Raw genomic sequence first — 13,517 nt, forward strand, 5'->3', positions numbered from 1 at the left:
AATACCAGGTGTGCATAGTAAATTTCTTAAAAGTTGTTTAAGGGACTCATTATAAAAGTTCATATATCTAATGAATTAAACAAATAATAGACTTTTGCACCTAAAATTGATAAAATAAAAAGGAAAATAATAGAAAAAGGAAACTGTAAACCGCCATGATGAACATGCAAAACATGATGCGCCAAGCACAAAAACTTCAAAAACAAATGGAACAGAGCCAAGCAGAACTCGCTGCCATGGAATTTGTTGGAAAATCAGCTCAGGACCTTGTCCAAGCAACCCTAACTGGAGACAAAAAAGTTGTCAGCATTGACTTCAACCCAGCAGTTGTAGATCCAGAAGATCTCGAAACCCTTTCTGACATGACTGCGCAAGCAATTAACGCTGCACTTGAACAAATTGATGAAACGACTAAGAAGAAACTAGGAGCTTTCGCTGGAAAATTGCCTTTCTAATCCACAAAAAAAGAGAAACAGATGTTTCTCTTTTTTTATTAGAAGTCAAAGAATTCCATTGCTTTCTTTAAGAGTAATTCCGTATATTCCGGATCGTCTTGAGCCGTTGTGACTTGTGACTGGACCATTTCAAGATCATCAGTAATCATGCCATCTGCGCCGAGACGAACTGCTTTATCAAATGCCTCCGAACCATTTACGGTCCAAACATAGAGTCTCTGATCAGTTGTCCAGAGTTTATTGACAAAGTATTCATCCAAAGTTGAGTACTCCATAGTGTAACCCGTTGCCTTGGTTCTTGGGAAGATACTGTTATAGGGAAGAATAAAGTAAATTGGAATTTCAGAATCATAAGTCAACACTTTATCAATCACATGATAGTCTAGTGATTGCATCTGATGCCCATATTTCTTGATAGTCGCCCCATACTTTTCGAGGAAATGGTCCATCATTTGCGGACTATCTTTTTTACTGGTTTTAATCTCAATCAGCAATTTTTGGTTTAAAGCATTTGCACGCTCTAAATAGGCATCAAAGCTTGAAATCTTTGTTTGATAACCATTCTCGTAAATATCTGTATTTGTTAATTCATCCAGAGTCAAATCTTGTGGTGTAGCATTAATACCTGTTAAATTTTTGAGGTTGGCATCGTGCATCATCACGAACTGACCGTCTTTCGTTTCCTGCACATCCATTTCGATGAGATCAGGTTTTAGTTGAGCTGTTTTTTCTAAAGACTGCACAGTATTTTGAACACCGTTTTTATTACTTACTCCTCTGTGCGAAATCACTAAAGGTGTATTGGTATCCGGAGATTCCAGATAAACGTAGCCTTCTATGGCAAAGAAGATGCTTGCACACCCCATGACACCCCATCTCATCAGATGATCTTTCTTTCGCCTTGGCATGATCTCCAACTCTTCTCCTGTCAGGAAGGAAACAAACTTCACTAAGAAGTAAGTCAGAGTCATATAATGGAAATTTTTAATCAAGACAAAATTAATCACACCGAGAATCAAGGATTCTTTTTGAGTTAAATTATCCATCACTGCTTGCGCAAAAAGCAAGGGAATTAACAAACCAAAGAAGAAGAGATAGGTTTTAATGATAATGAGTAATAGATGCCAAGAGAAGAATAGGACATTTTTCTTTGTCTTTTGGAGACTATATTTCACACTTTCTCTTACGGTCTTTCTTTCAAAGAGAATCTTAGGAAGAGCAAACATAAATCGGACAGAGATGTAGAGAAAGATCCAAGCGGATGCTATGATCATCAGACCTACCAGCCAATGTTTACCTTCCCAATAATTCACAATAAAATCAGGGATAATAATCTTGTTGAGGTAGTAGATTTTTAAAATCTTACGGATGAACGGGAAAAGCAAAGCAATGTAAAAAAAGACAAAGGCCATCTTACAAAAGCTCAATCGCTTAACGAATAGAAAGCTCTGGTGAAATACTTTTCTACTATACTCAATTAAAGTTCTCTTTTCATGATAGAGAAGGTGACGAGCACCGATAAACAAAAGACAAATCTGGAAATAGGCAACCAGGAGATTGATTGCAATTAAGATGAGAAAGGCTAAACTGATAAAAGGCGAGCCTTGTATAATCGCCCAAAAGTTATTGTAGGAGATAAACAAGTAACCTGTTTGTCTCAGAAGGATGCCAGCAATCCACGAATTTAATGGTAGCCAGACAAACTCAACCATCATAAATATCAAGAAAAATAGAAATAAAATCTTATCTAGGTTATAGTATATCTTCCTAAAACCTAGCTTTTTAGGTTTTTCAGGTTTCATAGGCACTCCTAGTCTAAAAATTGGGATAAATCTAAGCCACCGAAAGGATTATTCATAGAAAAACTACTCTGGTCTTCTATTAATAGCTTTCCTTCATCTGATTCCAAAAAAGCTTCGTAAACACGCGCCGTCATGCGGGCGTCTTCTAAACTGTTATGAGACTTCCCGTGAAAGCCTAAAAAATTCGCTACAGTTTGTAATTTAAGATTGGCTATGCCGTGTAAATCAGAACTACGGCGTTCAAAAGCCTCCTCATATAAATCAACCTTATACTGGTCACGATAATCAATACCATGCTCCAAGAGAATAGGCAAATCACTCTTAGCTGCATTGTATCCAACAATAGGTAAGTCGCCAACAAATGCTTGAAAGTCCTTTAAAACTTGTTCTACTTTTGGCGCATCTTTCAAGGTTTCAGCTGTGATTCCAGTCAAACCATTGATAAAACTCTTCAATGGTGCTGTAGTATGAACATAAGAATCAAAAGCAGCACTTTCTTGTCCATCTTGAAAGCGGACTGCCGATACTTGAATTAAATGGGTAACCCCCTCGTGTTGATTGAATTCCAAATCAAAGGCGATATAATCTCTTAATTTTTCCATTATTTACCTCAATTACTACCCAAAATAAACTATAAATAATAAAAGAAGCCATTAGGTTAGTGAGTAACCCAAACAGCTTCTTTATTTTCCTCCAAAAAGGCGAGCAAAAAAGCCTTTTTTGGTTGCTTGGACTTCTTCTTTTGCTTGGTCCAACTCGAGTTTCAAGGTTTCTTGATCCTTCATCGCTTGAAGAGTTAACTGTTGCTGTTGGTCCAACTGTTTGTCCTTTTCAGCAATCTGGCGGTCTTTGATACGCATCTGTTCATCTTTTTCTGATAACTGGCGATCTTTAGCCTTGAGCTGCTCGTACAAGCGAAGAATTTCAGCGTTTTTTTCATCGACCAAGATTTCCATCAGTTCACGTTGTTTGACATCATCACTGACAGGCTCATCTTCAAAAATTGTTTTTTTATAGATTTCTTCTAGCTTAATCAAGCCACTTCGAGTAACTACAGTTACACCTTTGTCATTTTTTTTCGTGTCCTCTTCTGGAAGTTCTTTGACACGATTGTTGATTGCTTGACGAGATAATCCTAAGACCTCTGCAATCTCACTGACGGTCATTTCAATACTCATAATATCCTCTGAAACGTTTTCTAGCTTTTCTTTATTTAAATCTTATCATAAGCTAGATAAACTGTCAAATTTCCGCTTAATCTAAGGCCTTTAAAAAGGCTAGTAAGACTTGGGCAGAACGACGTCCAGCTTCGATAATAAACTCATCAAAAGAGATAGAGGCTTCGTGATTGGCATTGTCACTCATGGCACGAATGACTAGAAACGGTAAATTAAGAGACTGAGCCGCTTGAGCAATGGCTGCACCCTCCATTTCAACTGCTAAAACATCAGGGAAGTGGGATTTGATACTAGCAATCTTATCATCTCCAGCTATAAAACTGTCCCCTGTAGCAATCAAGCCTAGGTGCCAGGTCTGTTCTAACTGAGATAAGTTTTCTTTAATCCTAGCGATAAACTTCTTATCAGATTCAAAGTAAAGAGGTTGACCAGCCATTTGGCCATAAGCATAGCCAAAAGCAGTCACATCCACATCATGATAAGCCAACTTATCCGCAATCACTACATCTCCAACAGCAATCCCTTCAGCAAGAGCACCTGCAGATCCTGTATTGATGATGGCTTCTACTTGGAAATGGTTAGCTAGAATAGCTACACTCATAGCCGACATGACCTTTCCAATCCCACTCTGAACCAGAACAACTTCTGTCTTGCCAACAGTGCCAGTGTAGTAAGTATTTCCTAAGACTTGGACTTCTTGAGGTTTATCCAAATTCTGAGTTAAATATACGAGTTCTTCTGGCATGGCAGCAATGATTCCAATTTTCATTTCAAGTCCTTTCAATTACAAGAGTTTCATTGCCAACACTAACAAAATCAAAAGTAGGATGACTGCAAACAAGATGCGATTGAGTTTCGAATTAAAAACATTTCTCTTAGTGTTCTCAATGCGGCGACTCTTATGAATTGTTGGTTCTACTTCGATTGTAAGTGTATCTTGACTAAAACCGTGGTCTCTAGAGCGTGAATAACCAAAATGTTGTGAAGACGTTGGTAGGATCTTTGTTTCCTCATCATCTTGAAGAGGTGGTCCTGAGATTTTCTCACCTCGGTTGGCACGTTCAATCATTTCGTCTGTTAATAAAGGTTTTCCCATGGGTTTCTCCTCTATTTCTTTTGTAGTTCCCAGTACTGGATCGCCATAATGGTCTTGGCATCACAGATATGACCTGACTGGATCAGGTTCTTGGCATCCTCTAGACTCACTTCTAGAACTTCCAAAGTTTCATCATCGTCTTGAGGGCGAGGATTTTCCACCTTGACCAAATCACTAGCAAGGTAGAGTTTTAGTTTTTCATTACAAAATCCAATCGCAGAATAGAAATCGTATATCAGCTCTAACTTAGCCGTGTAGGCAACTTCTTCTTCCAATTCACGAAGTGCCGCTGCCATTGGATCAGCATTTTCACCAAGTTCTAGTTTACCTGCAGGAATCTCATAAGAAACCGCCTCGATAGCCTTTCGGTATTGCTTAACGAGAACGATTTTGTCTTCGGCTGTCACAGCTAGTACACAAACAGCTCCATTGTGAAAAATCAAGTCACGTTGGGCAGTCCCCTTTCCTTCTGGTAGTTCCACCTGGTCTTGTACTAGTTTGAAAATAGGACCTTGATAGATTTCCTTCCGACTAATCGTTTTTTCTTCAAATTCCATGACAAACTCCTACTGGTTCTTTGGATGATGAGGGAGGCGAGTCGCATATTCATCTTTATTTACCTGACGTCCACGGCCGATAGCAATAGCATCAGCAGGAACATTCTTGGTAATGGTTGAACCCGCTCCAACCAGAGAATTATCCCCAAGTTCTACAGGAGCAATAATAGTTGAGTTTGAGCCAACAAAGACATTGTTGCCAATGACAGTTTTGTATTTATTTTTGCCATCGTAGTTGACTGTAATAGTTCCTGCACCAAAATTAACGTTGCTACCCACTTCACAGTTTCCAATATAAGTCAAATGACCTGCCTTGGTATTTTCACCGATTGAAGATCCTTTTACTTCAACAAAATTTCCAATGTGAACTTGAGCAGCCAGACTTGAACCTGGACGAATATGGGCATAAGGACCAACTGTTACACCGTCCTCAACACTACTTTCCTCGATCATAGAGTTGGTAATCACGGCTCCAGCTCCAACGGTACTATCTACGATATAAGTTCCATTTGATAAAATAGTCTCCGCACCAATCTTCGTTTGACCTTTTAAGGTAACGTTGGCTTCGATTTGGACTTCGGGAGCAATCTCAACATCAATATCAATGTAAGTTGCTTCCGGATTAACAAAGCTAACACCATTAACCATGTGCTTTTGATTGATGCGGCGACGCATCACTGATTCCGCAGTCGCAAGAGCTACACGGTCATTTACGCCAAGACTTTCATCAAAATCCTTGAGAGTATAGGCACCAACCTTCTCACCCGCATTACGGAAAATACCAATCACGTCAGTAATATAATACTCACCTTGGGCATTGTTGGTGTTGATGTTTTTAAGGGCTTCAAAAAGACGTTCATTGTCAAATACATAAGTTCCTGTATTGATTTCCTTAATTTGCTTTTCAAAGTCTGTGGCATCTTTCTGCTCAACAATACGAAGAACTTCAGCATTATCGTTACGGACGATACGACCATATCCAAAAGGATCAGCTGCTTCAGCTGTTAAAATCGTCGCCACATTTTTGTGGTTGATATGGAAATCCAAGAGGTTTTTCAAACTTTCACCTGTAATCAGAGGAGTATCCCCAGCAATAACCAAGGTGTGGCCAGTACGATTTTGGAGAATAGGCTCTGCCATCATGACAGCATGCCCAGTTCCTAGTTGTTCTGATTGGGTAACAAAGTCTGTCTGACCGGCTAATACTTGCTCAACTAGCTCTGCCTTGTGACCAACTACAGTAACTGTTTTTTCAGGTTGAATAGCACCAACACTACGAAAAACATGTTCCAACATCGAAATTCCAGCTACTTTATGAAGTACCTTTGGAAGATCTGATTTCATGCGAGTACCTTTACCCGCTGCTAGAATAATGGCATAATTTGACATAATCTTCTCTTTTCTCTAGAAATTCCCTTATATTATACCATAATTTAGTTTCTTAGGAGTAAACAAACAGAGAAATAGGGAAAAGACGCCCATATATTCACTTTTTCCGATGTTTTCTTTGATTTTTTTATCTATTTACGTTAAACTATTTAAATATGAGAAAAAAGATTCATCCAGCTATTATTTTTACTTTATTTACTATATTTATAGCTATTTTGATCCTCAATAGACCAACTTATGAAGACCACCCTGTCAAATCAAAACCCAATGCAGTCCAGGTTGAAAATCAGGCCTTGCATAATCTTGACAAACCTATTATTGACGTCTCTGGCTGGCAAAGACCTGAGGAAATCAACTACGATACCTTGTCTCAAAATATTTCTGGTGTTATTGTTCGTGTCCACAACGGGGCTCAGCATACTGAAACAAATAACGCCGCCCATGTCAATGGTGTCGATAAAGCCTATATAAATCATATTTCAGAATTTCAAAAACGCAATGTTCCAGTTGCTGTCTATGCCTATCTAGCAGGTACTAGCAAGGAAGAAATGGAAAAAGCTGCTGAAGTTTTCTACAACTCTGCTTCTCCTTACAACCCTAGTTACTACTGGCTTGATGTTGAAGAAAAAACAATGTCTGATATGAACGAAGGGGTCGAAGCGTTTCGTGCCAAACTGGAATCTTTAGGTGCTAAAAATATCGGGATTTACATTGGTGTTTATTTCATGCAAGAGCATAGTATCAATACAGCCAAGTTCTCTGCTGTCTGGATTCCATCTTATGGGACGGATTCAGGTTACTTTGAAACCACGCCTAATACTGATTTAGACTATGACCTCCATCAGTATACTTCAAAAGGAAGAATTGCTGGATTTGAGCATCATTTAGATATTAATCTCATTTCTACCTTGAAGGAAAAAGAAGAAACCTTCAGAAAACTATTTTTAAGACCATAAGACAAGTGAAATTGCTCTCTTTTCCACTTGTCTTTTTATTTTCTTCTCGTCTGTGTTATAATTAATTGAATAGAGAAAGAATTTTATGAAATTGAGGATTTTATGATGTTTTCATGGATTGCAAGAGTTATTAAAGGAATCGTCATCGCCTTAGGATTTATCCTACCTGGAATTTCTGGCGGTGTTTTGGCAGCTATTTTGGGAATTTACGAGCGAATGATTAGCTTTCTGGCTCATCCTTTTAAGGATTTTAAAGCGAATTTCCTATACTTTATCCCAGTAGCAATCGGGATGTTGCTAGGCATTGGTTTGTTTTCTTATCCAATCGAGTATCTGCTAGAAAATTACCAGGTCTATGTTTTATGGAGTTTTGCTGGAGCTATCATCGGTACAGTTCCAAGTCTCCTTAAAGAATCTACTCGAGAATCTGATCGTGATAAGATTGACCTAGTCTGGTTCTGGACCACCTTTATCCTTTCAGGTGTCGGGCTCTACGCATTAAATTTTGTTGTTGGTTCTCTCAGTGCTAGTTTCGCTAGTTTCATCTTAGCGGGTGCTCTTTTAGCGCTTGGTGTCTTGGTGCCTGGTTTAAGTCCGTCAAACCTACTCTTGATTTTAGGGCTGTATGCTCCAATGCTAACTGGTTTTAAGACCTTTGATTTATTCGGTACTTTCCTTCCTATCGGAATTGGTGCAGGTGCAACCCTCATCATTTTTTCAAAATTAATGGACCACGCCTTGAACAACTACCACTCGCGTGTGTATCACTTCATCATTGGGATTGTGCTGTCAAGCACTCTCTTGATTTTGATTCCAAATGCTGGAAATGCCGAAAGTATCCAATACACTGGACTTTCTATTGTGAGCTATGTTCTCATCGCCTTCTTCTTTGCACTTGGCATTTGGCTTGGTATCTGGATGAGCCAATTGGAGGATAAGTATAAATAATGGCAAAAAAAGTAAAGGTAAAAAAAACTCTTGTCGAGCAAATCTTAACCAAAGCAGGAATTGAGCACACAGGGATTCAAATCAATGCGCTTGAGGGAGAACTTCCTTCGGAATATGATCGAACTCACATCTTTAAAACCTTGGCACTATTAGGAGACAAAACGGGGCCAATCATCGGAATCGTTCCCATAACAGAACACCTGGCTGAGAAAAAACTAGCAAAGGTTTCTGGTAATAAAAAAGTGAGCATGATTCCTCAAAAAGATCTGGAAAAAACGACAGGCTATATTCATGGGGCTAATAACCCCGTCGGCATTCGCCAAAAACATAATTATCCCATTTTTATTGATCAGACAGCTTTAGATTTGGACCAAATGATTGTCTCTGCTGGAGAAGTCGGGCACAGTATCATCATCCAACCTCAAGACTTAGCCAACTTTGTAAAAGCGGACTTCGCTGATATCTTGGAGGAAAACAACTGATGAAACTCTACTTTGTCCGTCATGGTCGCACCCTCTGGAATCTTGAAGGACGTTTTCAAGGTGCTAGCGGTGATTCTCCCCTTCTTCCAGAGTCCATTAACGTTTTAAAACAACTGGGTCAACATCTCAAGGAAATTTCTTTTGATACGATTTATTCTAGTGATTTACCCAGAGCAGTCAAATCTGCTGAGATTATCCAAAGTCAACTCCTAGCCCCTTGTCCTTTGAAGAGCATTCCTGACCTACGTGAATGGCAACTTGGCAAACTAGAGGGATTAAAAATCGCTACGCTCAATGCCATCTACCCACAACAAATCAAGGCCTTTCGCTCTAATCTGGCTCAGTTTGATACGAGGATGTTTGAAGCCGAATCTCTCTACTCTACGACTCAGCGAACCATTCAGTTTATCAAATCTCTGAAAGAAAGTCCGGCTGAAAGAATTTTAATTGTCGGGCATGGGGCAAATCTCACTGCTAGCCTACGCACTCTCTTAGGCTATAAAGAGGCTCACCTTCGTAAAGATGGAGGCTTGGCCAATGCTAGTCTGACAGTTTTAGAGACCGATGATTTTGAAACCTTCACTCTAGAAAGATGGAATGACACTTCCTATCAAGAAAAATAATGGAACTTGATCTTAATAGTCAAGTTCTTTTTAGTTTTCAAAGAATATCCGTGAATTTCTCTGCTATTTATGATAAAATGGGAGTATCGCAAAAAATGACTCATCGTATCAAATTTTGAGTAAAATTAGGAGGAACCCATGTCTACAGAACATATGGAAGAACTAAATGACCAGCAGATCGTTCGCCGTGAAAAAATGGCTGCGCTCCGTGAACAAGGAATCGATCCCTTCGGAAAACGTTTTGAACGCACTGCTAACTCTCAAGAACTAAAAGACAAATTTGCAGAACTTGATAAAGAACAATTACATGAATTAAATGAAACTGCTACTATCGCTGGACGCTTAGTAACCAAACGTGGAAAAGGAAAAGTTGGCTTTGCCCATCTTCAAGACCGAGAAGGTCAAATCCAAATCTACGTTCGTAAAGATGAAGTCGGTGAAGAAAACTACGAAATCTTCAAAAAGGCTGACCTCGGTGACTTCCTCGGTGTCGAAGGTGAAGTCATGCGTACGGATATGGGTGAACTCTCTATCAAGGCAACTCATATCACTCACTTGTCTAAAGCGCTTCGCCCACTTCCTGAGAAATTCCACGGTTTGACAGACGTTGAAACCATCTATCGTAAACGTTACCTTGACTTGATTTCTAATCGTGAAAGCTTTGAACGTTTTGTCACTCGTTCAAAAATCATCTCTGAAATCCGTCGTTACCTTGACCAAAAAGGTTTCCTTGAAGTGGAAACACCTGTTCTCCACAACGAAGCTGGGGGCGCTGCTGCTCGTCCATTTATCACTCACCACAATGCCCAAAATATCGATATGGTTCTTCGTATCGCGACGGAGCTTCACTTAAAACGTCTTATCGTTGGTGGTATGGAACGTGTTTATGAGATTGGCCGTATCTTCCGTAACGAAGGAATGGACGCTACTCATAACCCTGAGTTTACTTCTATCGAAGTTTACCAAGCTTATGCAGACTTCCAAGATATCATGGACTTGACGGAAGGTATTATCCAACACGCTGCTAAGGCAGTTAAGGGGGATGGTCCAGTTAACTATCAAGGTACTGAAATTAAGATCAACGAACCATTTAAACGTGTACACATGGTAGATGCTATCAAGGAAATTACTGGTGTGGATTTCTGGCAAGACATGACTTTTGAGAAAGCTAAAGCTATCGCTGCTGAGAAGAAAGTTCCAGTTGAAAAACATTACACTGAAGTTGGTCACATCATCAATGCCTTCTTTGAAGAATTTGTTGAAGAAACCTTAATCCAACCAACTTTTGTCTACGGACATCCAGTAGCTGTATCTCCACTCGCTAAGAAAAATCCTGAAGATGAACGCTTTACTGACCGTTTCGAGCTCTTCATCATGACTAAGGAATACGGTAATGCCTTTACTGAGTTGAACGACCCAATAGATCAGCTTAGCCGTTTTGAAGCTCAAGCTAAAGCTAAAGAGCTTGGTGATGATGAAGCAACTGGTATTGACTACGACTACATCGAGGCTCTTGAATACGGTATGCCTCCAACAGGTGGTTTGGGTATCGGTATCGACCGTCTCTGCATGCTCCTCACTGATACAACTACTATCCGTGATGTATTGCTCTTCCCAACAATGAAATAATACTCTTCGAAAATCTCTTCAAACCACGTCAGCGTTTCCTTGACGTAGATACATGTTCCTGACTTTGTCAGTCTTATCTACAACCTCAAAGCAGTGCTTTGAGCAGCCTGCGGCTAGCTTTCTAGTTTGCTATTTGATTTTCATTGAGTATAAACTCTTATCCTCTGGCTCTTGTCAGAGGATTTTTCGATACAAAAAGAGACTGAGATAAACTCAATCTCTTTTTCTTATTCTTGATTTTTAACTTGACTGGTGGCTACATCTTCCCCAAACCATTTCTGGCTGATTTCCTGGAATTTTCCTTCTTGGTATAGTGAGATAAAGGCTTGGTTCAGAGCAGCTAGCAAAGTTTTATCAGCAGGTCTAACACCCACTGCAAAAGCTTCACTTTCAAATCCAGCTGAAAAGACATTGTAGTCATTTAATATTCCTTCAGACTGGAGATAATAATTGGCATATACCCGGTCAATCAACAAGGCATCAATCCGATCATTTTTCAAATCAATCAAGGCTTCATTGAAACTTTGGTATTGATTAGCCTTCTGGTCTTTCACTCGATTCTTGAGTAGTTCGGGTTGTCCCTCAAAATTCAAATATCCAGAAGATCCAGCCTGGGCCCCTAAAACTTTGTCAGTCATATCCTGAACTGAGTGGATGTTTTGAGACTTTTTAGAGACCAAAACTTGTTGATTTTCCATGTAAGGAATGGTAAAAACAACCTTCTCTTTCCGTTCATCTGTTGCTGTATAGCCATTCCAGATGGCATCAATAGTACCATTTTGTAGTTCGGTTTCTTTCATATCCCAGTCGATGGGTTGAAATTTAATCTGAATTCCTAGCTTTTCAGAGACAGCTTGGGCTAGGTCAATATCAAAACCTGCATACTGGCCATTCTTTTCCTCAAATCCCATGGGAACAAAGGTATTGTCAAATCCAATGGTAATGCTTCCCTGTTTTTGATATTTGGCCCAATTATCCTGATTTGGATCACTTGCCTTCTGAGTACAAGCCGTCAGGAAGAAGCTAAAGAACAGAGCAAGTACAAGGGCAATTTTCTTTCTCTTCATAGGCACCTCCTAGTCCTACTTTGGATCAACCTTAAGGATCTGATCAGCAATGTTTTCTGCAAACTGAAGATCGTGGGTCACAACAATCTGAGTCATCCCACGCTCTTTATTTTGAAGGATAAGTTTTTCTACTTCTAATCGCAATTCTGGGTCTAAGGCTGATGTAGGCTCATCATATCCAATAATTTCTGGGTTTATCATCATAGCGCGAGCTAAAGCCACCCGTTGTTTTTGCCCACCTGAAAGTGAGAACGGAAAGGCATCTGCGTGCCCAGCTAACCCAAGCTGTTCTAACAAACCACGCGCCTTCTTCTCAGCAACTTCCTTGTCCATACTCATCGTTTTTATGGGCGACAAGGTTAAGTTATCTAGAACTGACAAATGCGGAAAGAGTTGAAAATCTTGGAAAACAAATCCCAGAAGATTACGCTTTTCTAGTTCGTCTATAGCTAGCGATTCGCCGTTATAGTAGATTTCTCCAGAATCGATGGTTTCTAATCCAGCTAGCATACGTAATAGGGTTGTCTTTCCGCCTCCTGATGGACCTACGATTGCAAGGATTTGCTTTTCAGGAATTGATAGGCTGAAATTGGTTAAGATTTGTTTGCCACCAAAGGCCTTGTTAATGTTTCGTAATTCTAACATAGCAATCCTCCTATCTGTAATAACTGTACTTCTTCTCAAGTCTTTTCGCTACAATGGTTACAAGACCAATCATGATTAAATAAATCGCTCCAGCTAAAAACATAGGAACAAGACTGGCATCTCGATTGGCTGCTGTCCGACTTGCCAAAATCAAATCTGAAATCCCAAGGGCATAAACCAATGAAGTATCCTTGACCAAACTCATAATTTCATTAAAGACGCTCGGTAAGACAATCTTTGTAACCTGAGGCAAAATAATATAGCGCACTGTGTCAAATGGTCTAAACTTCAAGACCTTAGCAGCCTCGTACTGCCCCTTTGGAATGGTTTCAATCCCTCCACGAAAAATTTCAGCAAAGTAGGCAGCATAGTTCAATACAAAAGCGATTACAGCAGCAGGCAAACGATCTAAACGTATCCCAATGCTAGGGAGAACATAGTAAATAAAGATTAATTGCAAGAGCAAGGGAGTCCCTCGCATCACCCAAATATAAAGGTCAATGAGATAATGGAGGGGTTTCCAGCGAACTTGCAAAGCAAAGGCAACGACAATACCTAAAGGAATTGAAAATATCAAGACCAGAGCAAAGACTTGAAGAGTCATACTTGCACCGTTCAATAAACTTGGTAATATCTCAAACATATAAGACATACTGCACCTCCTAAAAATTATTGTTCCTATTATAGCAT

At 39.6% G+C, this 13,517-nt stretch carries 16 protein-coding genes; 6 read left to right on the forward strand and 10 right to left on the reverse strand.

The features are described from left to right. Window positions 1-155 precede the first annotated feature (155 nt). Entirely contained in the window at window positions 156-455 is a 300-nt protein-coding gene (locus MP387_RS04970) for a YbaB/EbfC family nucleoid-associated protein (RefSeq protein WP_000981515.1), read from the forward strand. A gap of 38 nt (window positions 456-493) precedes the next feature. Here MP387_RS04970 and MP387_RS04975 read toward each other — a convergent pair whose 3' ends face one another. The 7 genes from MP387_RS04975 to glmU all read right to left on the reverse strand — a co-directional run bounded on the left by MP387_RS04975 (window position 494) and on the right by glmU (window position 6,477). Further along, window positions 494-2,257, reverse strand: coding sequence for a glycerophosphoryl diester phosphodiesterase membrane domain-containing protein (locus tag MP387_RS04975; protein ID WP_242745474.1), 1,764 nt, complete (start codon window positions 2,255-2,257; stop codon window positions 494-496). Between the two features lie 8 nt (window positions 2,258-2,265). Further along, the gene (locus tag MP387_RS04980) at window positions 2,266-2,859 is read right to left on the reverse strand and encodes a 3'-5' exonuclease (RefSeq protein WP_061421081.1); all 594 of its coding nucleotides are present in this window, start codon (window positions 2,857-2,859) and stop codon (window positions 2,266-2,268) included. A gap of 81 nt (window positions 2,860-2,940) precedes the next feature. Beyond that, entirely contained in the window at window positions 2,941-3,435 is a 495-nt protein-coding gene (rocS, locus tag MP387_RS04985) for a chromosome segregation protein RocS (RefSeq protein ID WP_000021252.1), read from the reverse strand. A 76-nt stretch (window positions 3,436-3,511) separates the two neighbouring features. Continuing rightward, a complete protein-coding gene (locus MP387_RS04990) occupies window positions 3,512-4,204 on the reverse strand; it encodes a 5'-methylthioadenosine/adenosylhomocysteine nucleosidase (RefSeq protein ID WP_242745476.1) in 693 nt (230 codons plus the stop codon). Between the two features lie 15 nt (window positions 4,205-4,219). Further along, a complete protein-coding gene (macP, locus tag MP387_RS04995; protein ID WP_000517873.1) occupies window positions 4,220-4,531 on the reverse strand; it encodes a cell wall synthase accessory phosphoprotein MacP in 312 nt (103 codons plus the stop codon). 11 nt (window positions 4,532-4,542) lie between these two features. Then, window positions 4,543-5,088: an NUDIX hydrolase gene (locus MP387_RS05000; protein ID WP_242745478.1), complete on the reverse strand. Its 546-nt coding sequence runs from the start codon at window positions 5,086-5,088 to the stop codon at window positions 4,543-4,545. Window positions 5,089-5,097: 9 nt separating this feature from the next. Next, on the reverse strand, window positions 5,098-6,477 hold the full coding sequence (gene glmU, locus MP387_RS05005) for a bifunctional UDP-N-acetylglucosamine diphosphorylase/glucosamine-1-phosphate N-acetyltransferase GlmU (protein ID WP_242745480.1): 1,380 nt from the start codon (window positions 6,475-6,477) through the stop codon (window positions 5,098-5,100). 155 nt (window positions 6,478-6,632) lie between these two features. On the opposite strand from glmU, the gene MP387_RS05010 reads away from it, so the two are divergent. The 5 genes from MP387_RS05010 (at window position 6,633) to lysS (ending at window position 11,115) form a co-directional block, all read left to right on the forward strand. Continuing rightward, window positions 6,633-7,433: a glycoside hydrolase family 25 protein gene (locus MP387_RS05010; RefSeq protein ID WP_242745482.1), complete on the forward strand. Its 801-nt coding sequence runs from the start codon at window positions 6,633-6,635 to the stop codon at window positions 7,431-7,433. Between the two features lie 105 nt (window positions 7,434-7,538). Next, window positions 7,539-8,381 (forward strand): DUF368 domain-containing protein, encoded by an 843-nt coding sequence (locus tag MP387_RS05015; RefSeq protein ID WP_242748046.1) that lies wholly within the window; start codon window positions 7,539-7,541, stop codon window positions 8,379-8,381. After that, window positions 8,381-8,863 (forward strand): aminoacyl-tRNA deacylase, encoded by a 483-nt coding sequence (locus MP387_RS05020; RefSeq protein WP_242745484.1) that lies wholly within the window; start codon window positions 8,381-8,383, stop codon window positions 8,861-8,863. The genes MP387_RS05015 and MP387_RS05020 overlap by 1 nt, the downstream gene beginning before the upstream one ends. Further along, window positions 8,863-9,486: a histidine phosphatase family protein gene (locus tag MP387_RS05025; RefSeq protein WP_242745486.1), complete on the forward strand. Its 624-nt coding sequence runs from the start codon at window positions 8,863-8,865 to the stop codon at window positions 9,484-9,486. The genes MP387_RS05020 and MP387_RS05025 overlap by 1 nt, the downstream gene beginning before the upstream one ends. Before the next feature lie 138 nt (window positions 9,487-9,624). Next, complete coding sequence (lysS, locus tag MP387_RS05030; protein ID WP_242745488.1) at window positions 9,625-11,115, forward strand: lysine--tRNA ligase; 1,491 nt, start codon at window positions 9,625-9,627, stop codon at window positions 11,113-11,115. A gap of 227 nt (window positions 11,116-11,342) precedes the next feature. Here lysS and MP387_RS05035 read toward each other — a convergent pair whose 3' ends face one another. From MP387_RS05035 to MP387_RS05045, 3 genes are read right to left on the reverse strand one after another with little or no spacing between them, the layout of a single operon-like run. Then, entirely contained in the window at window positions 11,343-12,182 is an 840-nt protein-coding gene (locus MP387_RS05035) for an amino acid ABC transporter substrate-binding protein (protein ID WP_242745490.1), read from the reverse strand. Between the two features lie 15 nt (window positions 12,183-12,197). Next, the gene (locus MP387_RS05040; RefSeq protein WP_000891743.1) at window positions 12,198-12,827 is read right to left on the reverse strand and encodes an amino acid ABC transporter ATP-binding protein; all 630 of its coding nucleotides are present in this window, start codon (window positions 12,825-12,827) and stop codon (window positions 12,198-12,200) included. A 10-nt stretch (window positions 12,828-12,837) separates the two neighbouring features. After that, window positions 12,838-13,479, reverse strand: a complete 642-nt coding sequence (locus tag MP387_RS05045; protein ID WP_242745492.1) for an amino acid ABC transporter permease — start codon at window positions 13,477-13,479, stop codon at window positions 12,838-12,840. Between the last annotated feature and the right edge of the window lie 38 nt (window positions 13,480-13,517).

Origin of the sequence: Streptococcus oralis (genome assembly GCF_022749195.1) — a bacterium.
Taxonomy (GTDB): Bacteria; Bacillota; Bacilli; order Lactobacillales; family Streptococcaceae; genus Streptococcus; species Streptococcus oralis_CI.

What these genes read in the sequence shown, in the direction of transcription:
- MP387_RS05040 (WP_000891743.1), bottom strand. Translation starts at nt 12,827, where the DNA reads ATGTTAGAATTACGAAACATTAACAAGGCCTTTGGTGGCAAACAAATC.
- MP387_RS05025 (WP_242745486.1), top strand. Translation starts at nt 8,863, where the DNA reads ATGAAACTCTACTTTGTCCGTCATGGTCGCACCCTCTGGAATCTTGAA.
- MP387_RS05015 (WP_242748046.1), top strand. Translation starts at nt 7,539, where the DNA reads ATGTTTTCATGGATTGCAAGAGTTATTAAAGGAATCGTCATCGCCTTA.
- rocS (WP_000021252.1), bottom strand. Translation starts at nt 3,435, where the DNA reads ATGAGTATTGAAATGACCGTCAGTGAGATTGCAGAGGTCTTAGGATTA.
- MP387_RS04990 (WP_242745476.1), bottom strand. Translation starts at nt 4,204, where the DNA reads ATGAAAATTGGAATCATTGCTGCCATGCCAGAAGAACTCGTATATTTA.
- MP387_RS05000 (WP_242745478.1), bottom strand. Translation starts at nt 5,088, where the DNA reads ATGGAATTTGAAGAAAAAACGATTAGTCGGAAGGAAATCTATCAAGGT.
- MP387_RS05010 (WP_242745482.1), top strand. Translation starts at nt 6,633, where the DNA reads ATGAGAAAAAAGATTCATCCAGCTATTATTTTTACTTTATTTACTATA.
- MP387_RS05045 (WP_242745492.1), bottom strand. Translation starts at nt 13,479, where the DNA reads ATGTCTTATATGTTTGAGATATTACCAAGTTTATTGAACGGTGCAAGT.
- macP (WP_000517873.1), bottom strand. Translation starts at nt 4,531, where the DNA reads ATGGGAAAACCTTTATTAACAGACGAAATGATTGAACGTGCCAACCGA.
- glmU (WP_242745480.1), bottom strand. Translation starts at nt 6,477, where the DNA reads ATGTCAAATTATGCCATTATTCTAGCAGCGGGTAAAGGTACTCGCATG.
- lysS (WP_242745488.1), top strand. Translation starts at nt 9,625, where the DNA reads ATGTCTACAGAACATATGGAAGAACTAAATGACCAGCAGATCGTTCGC.
- MP387_RS04970 (WP_000981515.1), top strand. Translation starts at nt 156, where the DNA reads ATGATGAACATGCAAAACATGATGCGCCAAGCACAAAAACTTCAAAAA.
- MP387_RS04980 (WP_061421081.1), bottom strand. Translation starts at nt 2,859, where the DNA reads ATGGAAAAATTAAGAGATTATATCGCCTTTGATTTGGAATTCAATCAA.
- MP387_RS05020 (WP_242745484.1), top strand. Translation starts at nt 8,381, where the DNA reads ATGGCAAAAAAAGTAAAGGTAAAAAAAACTCTTGTCGAGCAAATCTTA.
- MP387_RS04975 (WP_242745474.1), bottom strand. Translation starts at nt 2,257, where the DNA reads ATGAAACCTGAAAAACCTAAAAAGCTAGGTTTTAGGAAGATATACTAT.
- MP387_RS05035 (WP_242745490.1), bottom strand. Translation starts at nt 12,182, where the DNA reads ATGAAGAGAAAGAAAATTGCCCTTGTACTTGCTCTGTTCTTTAGCTTC.